Source organism: Thermocrinis sp. (assembly GCF_036781485.1).
In the GTDB taxonomy this organism is placed as follows: domain Bacteria; phylum Aquificota; class Aquificia; order Aquificales; family Aquificaceae; genus Thermocrinis.
This window is the reverse complement of sequence record NZ_DAIQAX010000003.1, coordinates 25806-42492: the sequence shown is the minus strand read 5'-3', so window position 1 is coordinate 42492 and position 16687 is coordinate 25806. Positions and strand designations below refer to the sequence as shown.

22 protein-coding genes are annotated in these 16687 nt (G+C 41.7%); 4 read left to right on the top strand and 18 right to left on the bottom strand.

Annotated features, from left to right (window positions below):
• Positions 1-3: 3 nt before the first annotated feature.
• Genes V7P40_RS02675 through moaA form a run of 7 tightly spaced genes read right to left on the bottom strand, consistent with a single transcriptional unit; the run spans position 4 to position 6413 of the window.
• Positions 4-1326 (bottom strand): sigma-54 dependent transcriptional regulator, encoded by a 1323-nt coding sequence (locus tag V7P40_RS02675; protein WP_333784430.1) that lies wholly within the window; start codon positions 1324-1326, stop codon positions 4-6.
• Entirely contained in the window at positions 1301-2224 is a 924-nt protein-coding gene (gene thiL / locus V7P40_RS02670) for a thiamine-phosphate kinase (RefSeq protein ID WP_333784429.1), read from the bottom strand. Before thiL ends, V7P40_RS02675 begins: the two co-directional genes overlap by 26 nt.
• Positions 2221-2463, bottom strand: a complete 243-nt coding sequence (locus V7P40_RS02665) for an NIL domain-containing protein (protein ID WP_333784428.1) — start codon at positions 2461-2463, stop codon at positions 2221-2223. Before V7P40_RS02665 ends, thiL begins: the two co-directional genes overlap by 4 nt.
• A gap of 7 nt (positions 2464-2470) precedes the next feature.
• Entirely contained in the window at positions 2471-3451 is a 981-nt protein-coding gene (locus V7P40_RS02660; RefSeq protein ID WP_333784427.1) for a HAMP domain-containing sensor histidine kinase, read from the bottom strand.
• Positions 3444-4088, bottom strand: a complete 645-nt coding sequence (locus tag V7P40_RS02655) for a response regulator transcription factor (protein ID WP_333784426.1) — start codon at positions 4086-4088, stop codon at positions 3444-3446. Before V7P40_RS02655 ends, V7P40_RS02660 begins: the two co-directional genes overlap by 8 nt.
• Complete coding sequence (radA, locus tag V7P40_RS02650) at positions 4085-5416, bottom strand: DNA repair protein RadA (protein WP_333784425.1); 1332 nt, start codon at positions 5414-5416, stop codon at positions 4085-4087. The genes V7P40_RS02655 and radA overlap by 4 nt, the downstream gene beginning before the upstream one ends.
• A 1-nt stretch (position 5417) precedes the next feature.
• Positions 5418-6413 carry a GTP 3',8-cyclase MoaA gene (gene moaA, locus V7P40_RS02645; RefSeq protein ID WP_333784424.1) on the bottom strand — a complete coding sequence of 332 codons (996 nt, stop codon included), beginning with the start codon at positions 6411-6413 and terminating at the stop codon, positions 5418-5420.
• A 370-nt stretch (positions 6414-6783) separates the two neighbouring features.
• Between moaA and V7P40_RS02640 the strand changes: the two genes are divergently transcribed.
• Positions 6784-7218, top strand: a complete 435-nt coding sequence (locus V7P40_RS02640; RefSeq protein WP_333784423.1) for a hypothetical protein — start codon at positions 6784-6786, stop codon at positions 7216-7218.
• Positions 7219-7576: 358 nt separating this feature from the next.
• Here V7P40_RS02640 and V7P40_RS02635 read toward each other — a convergent pair whose 3' ends face one another.
• From V7P40_RS02635 to V7P40_RS02605, 7 genes are read right to left on the bottom strand one after another with little or no spacing between them, the layout of a single operon-like run.
• A complete protein-coding gene (locus V7P40_RS02635; RefSeq protein ID WP_333784422.1) occupies positions 7577-8095 on the bottom strand; it encodes a lytic transglycosylase domain-containing protein in 519 nt (172 codons plus the stop codon).
• Positions 8076-8543, bottom strand: coding sequence for a Fur family transcriptional regulator (locus V7P40_RS02630; protein ID WP_333784523.1), 468 nt, complete (start codon positions 8541-8543; stop codon positions 8076-8078). Before V7P40_RS02630 ends, V7P40_RS02635 begins: the two co-directional genes overlap by 20 nt.
• A 40-nt stretch (positions 8544-8583) precedes the next feature.
• Entirely contained in the window at positions 8584-9627 is a 1044-nt protein-coding gene (locus tag V7P40_RS02625) for an NAD(P)/FAD-dependent oxidoreductase (RefSeq protein ID WP_333784421.1), read from the bottom strand.
• Positions 9608-9895: an HU family DNA-binding protein gene (locus V7P40_RS02620; protein WP_333784420.1), complete on the bottom strand. Its 288-nt coding sequence runs from the start codon at positions 9893-9895 to the stop codon at positions 9608-9610. Before V7P40_RS02620 ends, V7P40_RS02625 begins: the two co-directional genes overlap by 20 nt.
• Complete coding sequence (gene lptA / locus V7P40_RS02615; RefSeq protein ID WP_333784419.1) at positions 9892-10299, bottom strand: lipopolysaccharide transport periplasmic protein LptA; 408 nt, start codon at positions 10297-10299, stop codon at positions 9892-9894. The genes V7P40_RS02620 and lptA overlap by 4 nt, the downstream gene beginning before the upstream one ends.
• A gap of 17 nt (positions 10300-10316) precedes the next feature.
• Entirely contained in the window at positions 10317-10808 is a 492-nt protein-coding gene (locus tag V7P40_RS02610; protein ID WP_333784418.1) for a hypothetical protein, read from the bottom strand.
• Positions 10805-11332 (bottom strand): HAD-IIIA family hydrolase, encoded by a 528-nt coding sequence (locus V7P40_RS02605; RefSeq protein WP_333784417.1) that lies wholly within the window; start codon positions 11330-11332, stop codon positions 10805-10807. The genes V7P40_RS02610 and V7P40_RS02605 overlap by 4 nt, the downstream gene beginning before the upstream one ends.
• A gap of 44 nt (positions 11333-11376) precedes the next feature.
• Between V7P40_RS02605 and V7P40_RS02600 the strand changes: the two genes are divergently transcribed.
• The 3 genes from V7P40_RS02600 to V7P40_RS02590 are packed head-to-tail and all read left to right on the top strand — an operon-like array spanning position 11377 to position 13953.
• On the top strand, positions 11377-11583 hold the full coding sequence (locus V7P40_RS02600; RefSeq protein ID WP_333784416.1) for a hypothetical protein: 207 nt from the start codon (positions 11377-11379) through the stop codon (positions 11581-11583).
• Positions 11584-11623: 40 nt separating this feature from the next.
• Positions 11624-12913, top strand: coding sequence for a succinate--CoA ligase subunit beta (locus V7P40_RS02595; RefSeq protein WP_333784415.1), 1290 nt, complete (start codon positions 11624-11626; stop codon positions 12911-12913).
• An 11-nt stretch (positions 12914-12924) separates the two neighbouring features.
• Complete coding sequence (locus tag V7P40_RS02590; protein ID WP_333784414.1) at positions 12925-13953, top strand: CoA-binding protein; 1029 nt, start codon at positions 12925-12927, stop codon at positions 13951-13953.
• Between the two features lie 22 nt (positions 13954-13975).
• Here the strand turns inward: V7P40_RS02590 and sreC are convergent, their stop codons facing one another.
• From sreC to V7P40_RS02570, 4 genes are read right to left on the bottom strand one after another with little or no spacing between them, the layout of a single operon-like run.
• Positions 13976-14989, bottom strand: a complete 1014-nt coding sequence (sreC, locus tag V7P40_RS02585; RefSeq protein ID WP_333784413.1) for a sulfur reductase subunit SreC — start codon at positions 14987-14989, stop codon at positions 13976-13978.
• A gap of 3 nt (positions 14990-14992) precedes the next feature.
• Complete coding sequence (sreB, locus tag V7P40_RS02580; protein WP_333784412.1) at positions 14993-15691, bottom strand: sulfur reductase subunit SreB; 699 nt, start codon at positions 15689-15691, stop codon at positions 14993-14995.
• A gap of 2 nt (positions 15692-15693) precedes the next feature.
• Positions 15694-16068 (bottom strand): CZB domain-containing protein, encoded by a 375-nt coding sequence (locus tag V7P40_RS02575; protein WP_333784411.1) that lies wholly within the window; start codon positions 16066-16068, stop codon positions 15694-15696.
• Between the two features lie 3 nt (positions 16069-16071).
• The gene (locus tag V7P40_RS02570) at positions 16072-16611 is read right to left on the bottom strand and encodes a Uma2 family endonuclease (RefSeq protein WP_333784410.1); all 540 of its coding nucleotides are present in this window, start codon (positions 16609-16611) and stop codon (positions 16072-16074) included.
• Positions 16612-16687 lie beyond the last annotated feature (76 nt).

Sequence of the window (16687 nt, the reverse complement as noted above, 5' to 3'; positions counted from 1 at the left end):
ATTTTAAACCTCAATTCTGTAAAGCTTTATCTTTCTGTATAGATTGGAAAGGTCTATGCCTATAACCTGGGCTACTTTTTTTACGTCGTTGTTATACTCTCTTAGCTTCTTTTGGATGAACAGCTTTTCAAAAGCCTGTTTGGCAGTGCGCAGGTCTTGTTCCGAAAACAGAAAACTTAGGTCCTCCTCGTAGCCTACTCCAAGAAACTTTTCCACATCAGCCTTTGAAACCTCTTCTCCTTCGTGAAGTATGCAGAGCTTTTCTACGAAGTTTTTCAGCTCCCTTACGTTTCCTCTCCAGCGCTGACTTTTTATAACTTTTAAAGCCTCCTCAGTAAATACCTTCCTACAGGCGTACTTTTTGAGGAAGTGTTCAATCAAAATCGGTATATCCTCTAATCTTTCCCTAAGAGGGGGGACCTGTATGACTATGGTTGATATTCTGTGATAGAGGTCTTCTCTAAATAGGCCCTTTTCTACCATTTCCGATAGGTTTTTGTTTGATGCGCTTATTAATCTAAAGCTTGAAGTTATCACCTGATTTCCACCAAGTCTGCTAAACTGCTTTGTTTCCAAAACTCTCAGAAGCTTTGCCTGAGATTTGGGACTTAGGTCCCCTATCTCGTCCAAAAACAGCGTTCCATCGTGGGCAAGCTCCAACTTTCCGTGTTTTCTTGAAACCGCAGAGGTAAAAGCTCCCTTTTCATAACCAAAAAGCTCCGATTCAAAAAGCTCGTCAGAGATGTTGGCACAGTTTAGGTCTATAAAGCTCTTTCTCTGGGAAAGCCTGTGAATACGCCTTGCCACTAGCTCCTTTCCCACGCCGCTCTCTCCGAGTATCAAAACGCTTGCGCTACTCTTTGCCACCTTGTTTATCAGCCCCTTAAGGGCCATTATGGGTTTGCTTATTCCTACTATGTCTTCTTCTTCCGAGGGTGCAAAGGAAAGCTCAAGGGCTTTCCTTAAAGTCAAAAGCAGTTTTTCCATAGAAAAGGGTTTTTCCAGAAAGTCAAAGGCTCCCTCCTTTATAGACCTTACCGCATGCTCTGTCTTTCCATGTCCGGTTATTACGATTATGGGAGACATGGGAAGGTATTCTTTTAGCTCCTTTATAAAGTCAAGGCCGTTGCCGTCGGGAAGCCAAAGGTCCAAAAGAACTGCGTGAAAATATTCCCTTTGGGCTATCTCTCTTGCCTTTTTCATACAGTCTACCAGCTCTACCTCGTAGCCTTCTTCTTCCAGAATGGTCCTCAGGCTTATGCCTACTCCCCTGTCATCCTCCACTATAAGCACTTTGCTTTTAACTTCTGAAGTGGTCAAAGCCATACTCCTCCAAAGGTTTATTATCTACAAAAACGCCCTCCCCTTCCTGTACGTAGCCTATCTGGCTCATGTCTAAAAAAGGGTTCATTCTCTCCGGTGGATGGGTAAACAGAAGCTGGTAGTCCTCCCCTCCCTTTAGGGCGTAAGCGTAGGGATCCTTTCCGTGTTTTTTTGCAAACTCGTAAAGCTCCTTTGAAAGGGGAAGCTTTTCCTTGAAGATGTTAAACCTTAAACCGCTTCTTTTTGCCATGTGTCTGATGTCGGAAGCTAACCCATCGCTTATGTCCATGCTTGCGTTGGCATACTTTGATATGTGCCTAAGGTAGTCTATCCTTGCGGTAGGTCTTAGGTGTCTTTCTATAAGCCTTAGCTCAAAGTCTTCGTAATTTTTCCTTTCCATCAAAAGAAGCTCCAGTCCAGCCAAGGAGTCTCCCAAAGTGCCACTCACGAACACACCATCTCCAGCCTTTGCAGAGCTCCTGCCCACGAACCTTTCTGCCTGTCCCACGGCAAAAAGGTCCAATCCCAGCTTCTCCGCTTTTACCACATTGCCCCCCACTATTTTAGTTCCGTAAAACTCACACGCTTTTGTCATACCTTCGTAAAGCTCATCTACTTTTTTTAACTCCACATCTGGAAGAAGAAGAGATACAAGTAGATAAAGAGGTTTTCCCCCGTTGGCTATTATGTCGCTGACCGTGGCACTAACAGCCTTCCATCCTACCGTAGATATGGGATAAAAGGGCAAAAAGTGCCTTCCTTCCAAAAGGGTATCGCATGTTAGTAGTATTTTCAAGTCTGCAAGCTCTACGCATGCTGTATCATCTCCCACTTCTGCCAAAGAAAACTTAGCTTTAAGGTGCTCTATCAGTCCAAACTCACCTAAGTCAGAGACCTTCATTCTGTGAATATCTGCCCTTCTATAGGCTCAACTATAACTCCCTTCTCTTGCAGGAACCTTATGGCCCTGTCTATTTCCTCCACCTCCCCATCAATCTCCACAGTCAATATCCCAGCATCCTTAGATACTTTGGCGGTCCTTATATTCACCACAACGTCAAAGTTCTTACACAGAGCACAGAGCAAAGGTTCCTTTACCTTATCCTCCGGATAGATAAGTTGCACTCTGATAAAGTTCATAGTAAGATTATACTTTAAACCTTCTGAAGCAAACGTGCACGTTGTACTTCTGTCTTACTCTGATGGTCAGCTCTGCGTCCATTCTTTTGGCGTGTTTTTCCAAAAGTTTAAGACCAAGTCCCATGCCCCTTCCAGTGGTGTCTAAAAAATCGTTCCGGACAGTCAGAATTAGTCTGCCTCTGTAAATCATAGCCCTTATGTTTATAAAGCTAACTGAATACTTTATGGCGTTGCTTATCAGATTGTAAAGAACGTCTTCCAGCTCTCTTTGGTCCGCAAGCAGATAAATGTCTTTTCTGCATCTTAAAACAAGTCTTTTACCTTCAAGGTCCTCTCTCAGAAAGTCTATCGTACTTTCTAAGCTTTGCCTTAGGTTTGTCCAAACTCTGTGTGGCTCTACCTCTTCCTGTGAGAGTCTTAAAATCAAACCCACGTCCTTTTCAAGCTTTTCTATACTCCTTTGCATCCTATCCAAGGCTTGAGGTACGTACGACCTTTTAAGAAGGCTTAGGTTAGTTTTTTGAACGGATATAAAATTTCCAAGCTTATGAGTAAGAGATTGAACTAAGGCTTTGCTGAACTGTTTTCCTTCTTCCACTCTCTTCCAGAGCCTATCCAAAACTATCTGGTAAAGGGCTATTAGGGAGAAGATCAAAAAAAACTGCAAAGCAAACATCCTTTTAATACTTGGCTTTATAGTTTCTGTAAGATAGTTTTCTTTAACTATCACATAAACATTTTTAAACTCCTCCCTTGGATGGTTAAAGGCGTAGGCAAAACCTTTTGGAATTTGTTCTGAAAGTATAAAGTTCTCGTCCCCTCTATGGCTTGGATTGATTAAGTAAAGTAAGTAGTGTGCATAAGCTTTGTAGTAGATGCTTTCCTCTGTGTTCTTTTTTAGTTCAAAGAAAAGTAGCGTATTCAGTGCCAAAAAACCTACGGTTAAAAGCAAAGCGAAGGCAATTGTGAGTTTTAGCCTCTCACCCAACCCTGTAGCCTCTCCCCTTCATGGTTTGTATGAACCCCTCGGGCAAAAGTTTTCTGAGATTTTTTATGTGAGCTCTTACCACATCCTCTCCCACTGGCTCATCGCCCCAAACGTAATTAAGTATCTTCTCCTGAGACACATAACTGCCCCTGTTTTCCACCAAAAGCTTGAGAATAAGCCAATCTTTTCTGCTGAGAGGAACAACCTTATTTCCCACCTTTACCTCTTCTTTGCTTAGACAAACTTCCACGTTTCCTATCACTATCACATCGTACGGATTCCTCCTTCTGTAAAGTGCTTTTATTCTCAGGACTAATTCTTCCATCTCAAAGGGCTTAGTCAGATAATCGTCTGCTCCAAGCTCAAAGCAGGTGCGTTTATCTTCAATCCTGTGCTTTGCGGTTAAAACCAGGATGGGCGTTTCTTTGTTTCTTTCCCTTATCCTTTTTATTAAGTCCTCCCCCCTTATGTGTGGCATCATAAGGTCAAGCACAATCACATCGTAGGCGCTTACCTCTAAAAGGTCTAAAACCTCCCTTGGATCCCAAACCCAATCTGTAGTAAAACCTTCTGACTCCAAAAACTCCTTTAAACTCTCCCCCAGCAGTTTGTCGTCTTCTACGATTAATATTTTCATAGCAAAAGGTCTATGGCTTCTCTTATGTGGGACACTCCGTATATTTCCATTCCATCCATCTCAAAGGCGCAGCTTTTTGGGAGCACCACCTTGTTAAAGCCAAACCTTTTACCCTCTTGGAGTCTAAGCTCTGGAAAATGCACCGCTCTTACCTCTCCACCAAGCCCCAACTCCCCAAAGACCATCACATCTCCAAGAGGCGTGTTCTTTACGGAAGAGCAAACCGCCAAAGCTACTGCTAAATCTCCCGCAGGCTCCACTATTTGCATACCCCCCACCACGTTTATGAAAACGTCCTTATCCCTGGTAAATATTTTAGCTTCCTTTTCAAGAACTGCCAGTATTAGGGCAAGTCTGTTTATGTCAAAGCCCTGAGACCTTCTCTGTGGAGTGGTATAGATGGCATCTATGGTTAGGGCTTGGACTTCCAAAAGAACAGGTCTGCTTCCTTCTGCATGGGGGAAAACTACGCTTCCGGGACTTCCTGTCCTTTCTTGGAGAAAAAGGGCTGAAGGCTCTGGCACCTCTTCCAAACCTCTGTCCGTCATCTTAAAGACAGCTACCTCTCCACTTGCACCAAAGCGGTTTTTCACAACCTTTAACACCCTGTAAAAACTAAACCTCTCCCCCTCAAAGTATAGCACAGTATCCACCAAATGCTCCAAAACCTTAGGACCTGCTATACTTCCTTCCTTAGTAATCTGACCTACTATGAATAAAGGAATATTTTTTTTCTTGCAAGCTTGCGCAAGCGCGTAGGCGCATTCTCTGACTTGAGAAACAGAACCAGGTGCAGATTCCAACTCGGTAGAGTAGATAGTCTGGATAGAATCTACTATCAATAAGCTGGGCTTTAAATTTTCCAAAACATTCAGCACGTTTCCCAAATTGGTTTCTGGAAGTATGTATAACCCCTCTCCCACTATATTCAACCTCTTTGCCCTCGTGGCTACCTGAGAGCCAGACTCTTCACCAGAAACATACACCACTTTTCCGTAGTTCTTTGAGTATCTTTCTGCTAACTGCAGGAGTAAGGTAGATTTTCCTATGCCCGGCTCACCAGCTATAAGCACCACCTGACCTTTTACTATACCACCGCCAAGAGCGCTGTTAAGCTGGCTAAAGCCTGTGGAAAACCTTTCGCCCTCCTCAACGTTCCACAGAAGCAGAGGCCTGCATAACTCCACATTGTTTGTGCATTTCAGAGTGGTTCTTTCCCTTTCTTCAACCATGCTGTTCCAAGCACCACAGGATGGACACTTTCCAAACCATTTATAAGAAGAGTACCCGCACTCCTGACAGACAAAGATCGTCCTATCTTTCTTCACCTTAGCCCCCAATCTTAAACATCTCAATCTTTTTAGGCTTTATACCTTTCTTAAGCAGCTCAAGTCTTTCTTCTGAATACCTATCAACTCTACTTTCCCATATAGCCCTTATGAAACTCTCTATTTGTTCATCATCTACTCCAGATCTGAGAAGTTTTTTAAGATCGTATCCATTGGAAGCAAAAAGACAGGTGAGAAGCTTTCCGTCTGCTGTCAATCTTAAGCGATTGCAATCACCGCAAAAAGGTTTAGTTATAGGGGCTATTATGCCGAAGGCGTAGCCATCCTCCAAAGAAAACCTATCTGCAGTTTCACCCTTCTTAGCCTTTTCTAAAGGCTTGATCCTATAACGGTTTGAGATAGCTTGCAGTATATCCCTTGCGGAAAAGACCTTCTCCAAGGACCAACCGTTAAGATTTCCCACGTCCATAAACTCAATAAACCTTACCTCTATACCCAGCGGCTTGAAGAACTCTATAAAATCCACGATTTCATCCTCATTGATACCCTTAACCACGCACACATTGACCTTTACCAAAACGCTAACCTCAACAGCTCTTTGTATGCCCTCCAAAATCTGGCTTACCTTTACATCTTTCCCCACTATGTAGGATAGCCTGTCATCTCTAAGAGAGGGGAGGCTTACGGTAACTCTTTTCAGACCAGCCAAGGAGAGGTCTTTGATTTTCTCCTTCAAAAGAAAACCGTTGGTGGTAAGTGCTATATCTTCCACCTCTTCCCTTATTATACTAACAAGCTTATCTATATGTCTCCTAAGTAGAGGCTCACCTCCAGTAAGTCTGACCTTCTTTATTCCAAGCCTTTTTGCTATGCGCACAACCCTTGCTATCTCCTCAAAGCTGAGTATCTCTTCCCTCTTGAAAAACTCATACTCTTGTCCCCCAGGCATGCAAAAATTACACCTAAAATTACATCTGTCCGTTAAAGATATCCTTAGGTCTTTTAGCTCTCTTCCGAGCTTGTCAGAAGGTGTCATGGGATTAAAGATAATCACTTTAGAAGATAGTGTTTATTTCTCAAACATCAAAAGGGATAAGTGAACCCAGGATGTCAACTTTTAGCGGTTATAAGCTGAACCGATCAAAACACTAAAAGCAATAGAGGAAATCCTTAACAGAGTTTTTAAGTGGCAAAGATTACAAGGTAAGCATAAAGAGAATGGTTCCATGCTGTAGGAAGAGCGCTTCAAGTGATATATACGTTTGCTTTTTGGGTTTATGTAAGAGCTATTATCTGTGGCTTGCGGTGGATGAAGAAGGCAGAATAGACTCATGGACCGCTGGTATGTAAGTGCTGTAAGCAACCTTTCAATGAAGTAGATACATGAGACTTTTGGAAAGAGGAATGTGGTAGAAAGATGGTTCTTCTATATAAAGCACAGACTGAAGAGGTTTTACAAGGAGTTTGAGGAGCTATACTATGGAGTGCTTGTGATGGTTTTGTGTGATGAAAATGGGATTGTGATGGACGTATGGTTTCATCCAGCGAGCTATCACGAAGTTAAGTCTTTTAGGATAAGTAAAAGAAAGAGCAAGTGGTTTAGGTTTTTGGTAGAAACCTTTGAAGTTATAGGGGATAAAGGTTATAGGGGCTGTGAGCATGTAGTAGTTTGTGAAAATAAGAAAAACAAAAGTAAAAGGCAGGTTGTGGAAGGTGTGAACTCACAGATAAAGGTTTTCAATTACGCCAGTGGGTGGAGGAAGGGTATAACGCTTTTGGCATACCTTTATGCCTATGCTATAGGCTATAGCTTTTTCAGAAAAAGCCATGTGCTTAGGTAATTTCTCACCCAGCGTTAAAATATTGAATCTTTATACTTAACACTTGGTGGCATGAAAGATTATGCCAAGCTCAACTTGAATTTTAATCCTTTCAATCGCTTATCCCTTTACTCTTCTGCTGAATACAGTCAATTCTATTCTCAAGATAAAAAGAAGCTTGGAGAAGGTCTTTATGCATACAATCAAGTTTCTTATAAGCTGAGGTTTGCCTACCCAGATTATACCCTTAGGCTCTTTTATGCATGTTGGTATGGGAGGGGCGCTCTTTGGTCAAGACAACCTTTCTCTGAGCATTTTTGGAAGCCAGAACATAGGTGGTGTAGAAGACAGGGTTATTAAACTTAACCTTATTTATAGACTATTTTTCTGAAAAGCTACTAAGCTGCTTTACATTCATCAAGACACGTTTTACGTAATCCCAATTGTCCGCGTTCAAACCGTTGTATGCCTTTATAGCCATAACCCAATTACCAAACCTTTTGTAATTCTCATAGAGAATTCTTGTCCCGATTTCTATATTTATGGCTGGATCATACAGTTGGTCTGGATCTGTAATCCCGTATTCTTTCATTAAAGCTAAGTTGTGTTGATAATTTACCTGCATGAGTCCCCTGTCTTCTGTTCCGTCTTTATTTTTGTTATATGCCTTTGGATTAAAACCGCTTTCCACACGGATGATGGCGCTTATAATTTCTTTTGGAATACCATACTTTAGGGAAGCTTTTTCTATCAAAGTATTCACATCTGCAAAGTTTGCCCTTGTGGTGTCCTCTTTGTCAAGAAAGTTATTTAAAACTTCTTCAAATCTTTCATTTTCTCTTTGGATATGTTCAGGTCTTGTAGTTTTTAACCAAAGATTATTCCATTCTATTCTCATAAGTCTTGCCCTTACATTCACTGCATATGCCAAATATCTCCAGTCTATGATTTACTGGAGTAAAACCATGCTCCTCGCAAACTTGATCCTGCAATGTCTCAATTTCTTGTTTGTAAAACTCTATTATTTTTCCACAGTTTATGCATATTAGGTGCTCGTGATGCTGTTTTCCCACAACAAATTCGTAGATGGTTCTATTATTCAGTTTAATAACTTCCCTCACTACACCAAAGTCCTGTAAAAGCTTTACCGTTCTGTAAATAGTAGAGCGAGAGGCTATGTTTTTATTTTGGGAAGAGATCCACCTAACCAAATCCTCTATTTCAAAATGCGTCCCATAGCTTGCTATCATGTCAATAATATCAAACCTTGACTTCGTTATTTTATTTCCTTTACTTTTTAAAAACCTCTCAAACTCCCTTTTAAGATCATTCAAAAGCGTTTGCATGTTCAAAAATATATATCAAATGAGTTTCATTTTCAATAAGTTAATCTTCCCAATATTCTTTAAAGGCTATCCACGTTTTTCGGATCCTTTCTTCCAGGTTGTTCCACTCTTTCATGTAAATTTTTCTTTTTAAGCTCGCCCTTCTTAAAGTTTCTCCAAATACGTCCTCTGCAGACTCTGCAAAATCTTCCAATCTATTGTCCAAAATAGCCTCTGCACACATGTTCCCAGACAGAACAGCGTTGGCTATGCCCCCACCTGTTATAGGATGACAAAAACCGCCCGCGTCACCAACCAGCATAACCCTTCCCTTGAGCACATCTAAAAGACCCTCTGCAGGTATCCATCCTCCAGTTCTTTTTAAAGCTCTATCTTCAATAAAACCATTTTGAACAAGTTCGCCAATAAATATTCTCAAAGCTTCCATCACATTCATACCAAAAGAAGGGTCCAAACCTACTCCTACGTTAGCAACATCGCTTTTTGGAAACAGCCACCCGTAGCCAGCGGGTATATAGTTTCTGAAAAATATAAGTAAATCCTCCGTGGGATGTTTCAGAGGTGCAGTTATCTGTGCGGTGGTTAAAAAGTGTTTTGTATGTTTTCCTAAGAGTTTTGCAACTCTTGAACGAGGTCCATCCGCACCCACCAAAAGGTTAAACTCTACCAACACTCTCTCTCTACTGTCAATGTTTTCTAAAACTGCCGTTTTGTCATCAAAACAAACGAACTTAGTTCTGAGTAAATAGGTAGCACCATTCTCCGATGCTAAAGAGTGTATTTTGTAATCAAACCGCTCCCTATTTAGAACAAAGCCTGGAGAGTCCATAGATACAACTTCTCCCCAAGGTGTGAAGTGGACCATTTTACTAACTTTCTGAGCTATAACCCCTTCATCAAAGAATTCACTAAATTGGTGATAAAGTTGTATAGGGACAAATTCAGCACACTGCACGGGAGAGCCTATAACCCTTTTGAAATCCACTACTAGAACCTTTGCACCACCTCTTGCTAACTTGTATGCAACTGTAGAACCTGCAGGTCCTCCACCTACTATCAGTACATCACACTTTATCTTCTTCATTGATCATCTCTATCAACTTTTTAGAAGGTTTAAATCTAACCGTATATCTTTCACCAACAAACATCTCAACACCATTCTTAGGATTTTTAATAAAGGCGCCTTTTAGCTTTTTTAGCTTCAGAACACCAAAATTTCTCATCTCTACTCTTTTATTTTCAATAAGCATCTCTACAATACTGTCAAGAATGCATTCTATTAGCTCTTTTGTTTTGGTTGTATCCAAGTTTAGCTCTTTAGATATTTTTTTGATCAACTGGCTTTTGTTCATTTCTTCTCCTCTATGTAGAATGTTCTTACTTTTTTGCCTTTACCTATAGCTACTGCTTTGCCCTCCGTTCTGTAGTAGATGATCTCATCAGCTTCTACAAAATTAGGTCCCTCCTCAACCTTTGCATTACCCACCAACCTAATTATTTCTTTTTTAAAGTCGTAATAAGCCTTATCTGCCCTTGCTATTCTTTTACCGTCTTGATAAAAGACTTTCCCCTCAGCTTCTGCCGAACTGGCTTTTTTGTTCTCATCCAGATGTATGGTTACCTTATCTGCGGTAAGTATTTCGTTAGCCTTGGTTATCTTAACGTTGCCAGAGTATATTATCACGTTTTTTTCGTAGGTTATAGTGTCTGCCTCGCCAAGGATGGGTTGAGAGTAAGCCAAAATAAATGTTATCATTAAGATGATAAGGGTCCTCATTGCACTATTACTTTAGCATTCTTAATTATAACCTTTAAAGGTTTAACTTGAAGGTGCCATCCCTTGCCTTTTATCGTGTGGGCTTTATCCTTTAAAACAATCTCTGAGTCTCCGTATGCTATTCCTTCTCTTAGCTTTACCTGTGCCTTTTGGGTGCTCATTGTTCCTTCTTCTGTATACAGAAGTATATTACCTTCAAGAAGTCCTTCACCCGAGAGTCTGTCTATTACCGCCTTGTCCGCAGTTAACGTGGCCTTATCAGACTCGAATTTAACTTGCTCTATGAGTAGTGTGGTGTCTTCAATCTTTGCCCTGCTACCTTCTACATGCCACTCCACACCATTTTTACCAAAGACCTTGACGTTTATCCCTTCCAAAATACTTACTTCTCCGTTTTTGGAAGGTATAAACTGATGATTCTTTATCCAAAGACTTGCCATATACGATCCATAAATCAGTGCAAGGGACAGTAGCATAATCTTTATCAAGTGAAATCCTCCAGTACCTTTTTCAGTTTTCCCTTTGTCCTCAGAATTAGCTCCGCTATCTCTCTAACTGCCCCCTCTCCACCCCTCTTTTTTGATACATAAATAGCATACCTTTTTACCAACCTTGGTGCGTCTTTTACAGTAGCTGGAAAACCAACCACCTTCAAAACGGGAATGTCCATATAATCGTCACCCACAAATCCTATCTCTCTTGGCTCTAAACCCTTTTTTTGCAATATTTGCTCCAAAACTTTAAGTTTATCGTTTCTTCCGATATGTACCTCGCTTATATCCAATTCTTCTAACCTCCTTATAAGAGCTTTTGAGGACCTTCCGGATATAACACCCACTTCAATACCTGCCTTTTGAAGGAGCTTTATCCCAAGTCCATCCCTCACGTCAAACACTTTGATTTCCTCTCCGTTTTCTGTGTAATAAAGCTTTCCATCCGTTAGCACTCCGTCCACGTCAAGAAGTAGCAGTTTTAAGCTTTCTAAAATACCTGAAAGTTTTTTAATTTTCATTCTGAGGTATATTTTAAATTCACATGGAGGTAACGTACCAAACCATGAGACAGTATCCTAAGGACAGAGACTTGCCTAAAAAAGCTCTTGATTATCTTTTAAGTAGAGATAAGGTTGCTGCGGGTGTGGGCAGGGGGTTTGACTTCAGAGATAGTGATAGAAGAAGATTTGCGGACGATTTAGCTGCAAAGGATGCCCTTATAAAATCTGCAAAGTTCATTAAAGCTAACATAGAAAGAGCAAGCAAATAACTGTATAATTTTTATCATACCTTTTTCTCGGAGGTGAGGCATGAACCTTTACGAGTATGAAGCTTACGAAAAGATATTTAAAAAGTATGGCATTCCCACGCCCCGCTACATATTCACAGACCACCTAAACGACCAAGTGGTAGAGTTCATAAACCAACTTGGGGAGTGTGTGGTAAAGTCCCAAGTTTTGGTAGGGAAGAGGGGGAAAGCGGGTGCGGTAAAGCTTTGCAAAATACCACAGGATGGGATAGAGACGGTAGAAGCCCTTCTGAAGTATCCTGTCTATGGAGAAATGCCCGTAGGTGTAATAGTTAGCGAGAAGGCAAACATACTTAAAGAGCTTTACGCATCAATAACCTACTCTACTGAAGTTAGGGCGCCTGTTCTAACGCTCAGTTTGGAAGGGGGAATGGACATAGAGGAAGTTCCCCAGGAAAAGGTTAAAAGTTGGATTATAGACCCTATAAAAGGTCTCTATCCACACATGGTAAGGAACTACCTTTTAGAGCTCGGCTTTCCAGAGGAGTTTATGGGTGTCCTTAGGGAGCTTTCTGAAGTAATAGCAAACATGTGGAAAGCTTTCTGGGAAGTAGAAGCCAGGCTATTGGAAATAAACCCACTGGCCATATGCGACGTGGGAGGAAAGCAAAAAGTTTTGGCTTTGGATGCGGTGGTTATAATAGACGACGATGCCTCTGTGCCACCTGCAAAAATATACGGCTTGAGAACTGCGCTGAAAAGACCACCCACTCAAAGAGAAATAGAAGCTTCCCTCATAGACAGGGATGACCACAGAGGAAAGGCAGGCTCCTACGTAGAGATGGACGGAGATATTGCTATGATGACCTTTGGCGGGGGAGGTTCTACCGTTACCATAGAAACGACCTATGCGGTGGGTCTAAGACCCGCTAACTTCACAGACATTGGAGGGAACCCTCCCGCAGAAAAAATGTACAAAATCACCAAGATAATCCTTTCCAAACCTGGCATCAGGGGAGTACTGGTATGCGGTGGAACGGCCAACAACACGAGGATAGACGTTACTTTGGGTGAAGGTGTAGCAAATGCTATAAGGGACCTTTACAAAGAAGGAAAGCTCAATCCAAACTGGATCTGGGTTGTCAGAAGGAATGGTCCAGAGGCAGAGAAAGGACTAAGAATGTTATACGAAGCTTTTAAAGAGTGCGGTGTGAAAGGAGAGATCTACGATTCCACCTTACCCTTAACAGAGGCACCCATAAGACTAAAGGAGCTTTTGCAGAAGTGTCAAGCTCAATCAAAGGAAGGGGAAGTTTTGACAGAAGAACAAGCAAGCGACTTAGGTATATAAGGAGGTAAAAGATGAGTTGGACCAAAGGCACAGTTTATCTGAACGACAAAAGCAGAATACTTGTGATGGGCATAACCGGTAGGGAAGCCTCTCAGGTAGTTAGCGAATCGGAAGCTCTCTATCCGGGCTTTGTTGTTGCAGGTGTAACTCCAGGAAAGGGAGGCTCTCAGGTAGCAGGCAAGCCAGTTTATAACACAGTCAGCGAGGCTCTAAAAACTCACCCAGAAATAAACACTGGACTTGTTTATGTCCCCCCTACCTCCGTTAAAGATGCGGTAATAGAGCTCGTAGATGCGGGTATAAAGGTTATATACATAGTCACAGAACACGTTCCCATAAGGGATACAGTTTATTTTTATCATTACTCCAAAGAAAGAGGGGTAATCATAGTTGGTCCCACATCCTTGGGTTGCATCGTTCCAAGTATTCCCGCAAGGATAGGTGCCATAGGTGGAAAGAACCCATCCATAGCTTACGCACCTGGTGGATTGGTTATACTGTCAAAGTCTGGCGGTCTTACCACTACAACTGCAGAAATGTTTAAGAGGAGAGGCTGGGGCGTTTATATGGCTTTGGCTCTTGGTGGGGACGTTATCTCCTGCACCACCTTTGCGGACGTTTTGGAAAAAATAGCGGACGATCCAAACGTGAAAGGAGTGATCATCCAAGGGGAAGTGGGCGGCTCTTACGAAGAAAAAGCCGCAGAAACTATACTAAGGCTATACAAAGAGGGGAAATGGAACAAACCTGTAGCAGCTTTTGTAGCAGGTAGATTTCAAGAAGGTTTGGAAGGTGTGTCCTTTGGACACGCGGGTGCCATAGTGGAAAGAGGGAAGGGTAAAGCTACTGACAAAATAAGGATGTTTAACGAAGTCGGAAAGGAAACGGGACTTGTAAAGGTGGCAGAGTTTTACCACGATCTGGTGCATTGCATAGAGGAGCTTGGTGTTCCAAGGGACTTTGAGGACACCACTCCAGGCGGCAGAGTAAAACCACTCTATACCACCATAAACGAAGAGAACTGTAAGTTTATAGGCTAAGAAGGGGGCATTGCCCCCGGTTTTATCTGTAGGAGATTTTTGTCCTCTTCCTTTCCATAAAGCCCTTTCTTAAGGAATAGCCTTCTTGAGGATAAAGACCGTAATAGAGGTTTTGCACGTGGTTTCCTTCTACAAAGAAAGCCCATCTTTCCAGAAAACTTCCCACGATTAAGGATAGAAAAGTAAATTTTATAAAGTTATAGTTTAGATTCCCGGATATCCACGCGTAAAGCAAAAGGAACAGAGGGACAACGAAAGTAAGTATGTAAGCTACAGGTAAGACGCTGGGAAGAAGTTCCTTTCCTTTTTTGTAGTAAAATTCCTTTGTGCAGTAGTTTTCGGTGGTGGTACCTATGTCCAAAACTCTTATAGGTCTGTTGTGGGGAAGGTTCAGTGCTTCGTTTATGGTAGGTCTGTCTAAGTAAAACTGTCTTATGTTGAACGCCAATCTAAAGGCAAGACCTAAGGCAAGGAAAAGCACAGTCAGAAACAGGAAAGTCCCAACGAATTCTTTTCTGTAGAAATAGGTTAAAGACAAAAAGGCAGAAGAGCCAAGCATTAAATACATGTTCAGATAGTAGAGCACGGAAAGGGAGGTATTCCACTCTGGAACAAACTTATTGGATGCGTATATCATTGCGGTAGAGTAAGCACTAAGCCAGCCAAGAATGAAGGTTATCACACCAAACAGGTGATACCAAAAACCTGTCTGATCAAAGAATCTAAGCACAGCAAATATAAGGAGTGTAAATCCGTAAGTTCCACTAAAGACCGCTTCCCGGGAGAGCCAAGAGGTTCTGAACCTCTTTATTGCTTTCCATGCCCTTAGTTTGTGTCCAAGGTGAAAGCTTGCTCCTATGGCTCCAAGTCCAATAAGGATCAGAGATATTACGTTTGAGATAAGGACCATGTGCTTTGGAAGGCCAGTCTGCTTTCCAAAAAGCGTGAGAAACTCCATAAAGTAGGTAAAGGTAAAAAGACCTATGGACGTTCCTGCGGTAAGGAAGAAAAAGATCAGAGATAGGGCTGGATGCATCTTTTAACCTCCTTTGTAGTGTCTTCTTAGCACTTCAAGGAACATAGGATTTTCGGGCTTTAACAGGTGTTCATCTACGTGAATTTTAGTCTCTGTTCTTGGCAGATAATGATTAGCTGGATTGGTTCCCATGTCTGGGAATAGCACAAAACCGTTGCGTTCTTTGATCATTTTGTAAGCTTCACTGTTGGGGTCTTCTATATCTCCAAAGAACCTTGCCTTTGCGGGACAAGTCAAAACACATGCGGGTTTTCTGTGCTCTGGTGGTAATGATTCATCGTATATTCTGTCTATACAAAGGGTGCATTTTTTCATTACCTTATCTGCTTCGTCAAACTCTCTACAGCCGTAAGGACAGGACCAAGAGCAGAGCTTACAACCTATGCAATCATCGTAATTAACGAGCACTATACCATCCTGTTCTCTCTTATAACTTGCACCGGTGGGACATACGGGCACACAGGGAGCGTTTTGACAGTGAAGACAGGACTTGGGAAGGTGGAAAACCTGAGTGTTTGGAAACTCTCCCACTTCATAGCTCATTATCCTGTTATACCACACCCCTTCGGGATTTTTGCCGTATGGGTCAAAGTCCGAAAGGGGTCCAAAAGACGCCTGCGTATTCCACTCTTTGCAGTTTGTAGCACAAGCATGACAGCCTACACAGGTGTTTAGGTCTATCACCAAAGCATACTGTGGCATAGCTACTCCTCCTTCGTTAACCTCTTTAAAGCTAAAAGTTGTTGAAATAGTAAATTGCTTAACTTTTTCATTTTTTTGATCTTTTCCTCATCTGAAGTTTGAAAATTCTTTGGATCTATCTGCATGCTTATCTCGTGAAACTCGCAATGAATTCTTTCTATTTCATCTACGATTGACTTTATATTGTCAGGAAAGCTATCTTTTATGGGAGCCACTTTACTATCCCATATTACGCCAAAATCACACTCGTGACAGGTTTTATGGGTAAAATTGTCCCTATTTTTAATAGCCCTTTCTAATTTGGACACATATATAGCATGCTGAGCAATAAACGTATCTAAATCTATAAGAATTTGCTTTAACACTTCCTTTGACATTTTTTAAACCTTCACTCCAAATATTTCTTTCAGATCTATCTCAATGCCTAAAAGTTCAGAGCGCACTTTTCCCTTGGCCTTTGCGTGGCAGATAAGCTTAAAGCCATCCTCTGAGTTTGCGTATATTTCAAAGCTTTTTCTCTTTGGATCCACTATCCAATATTCCTTTACACCAACCCTTTCATAAACATCTTTTTTCTCTGTAAGGTCATAATAGGCAGTGGAAGGAGAAAGGATCTCCACCACCACATCGGGTGCTCCAAATATGCCCCTTTCTTCTATCCTTGCTTTGCTGTCTTTTAAAACAACCACTAAATCTGGCTGAAAAGCATTCTCCTCGTCAAGATATACATCTATGGGGGACAGAATAACTTGGGTATCTTTTAGTCTTGTCCTGAGGATGACAAAAAGGTTTCCTAAGGTATTTTGATGACTGTATCCGGGCGCTGGGCTCATGATGAGTTCTCCTTCGATGAGCTGGTAAGGTGCTCCCTCGGGAAGCTCCATGTAGTCTTTGATGGTCTTTTTTGTCAAAAGGCTCATCAGGAGAATACCTCCTCAAGGTCTATCTCAATGCCTAAAAGTTCAGAGCGCACTTTTCCCTTGGCCTTTGCGTGGC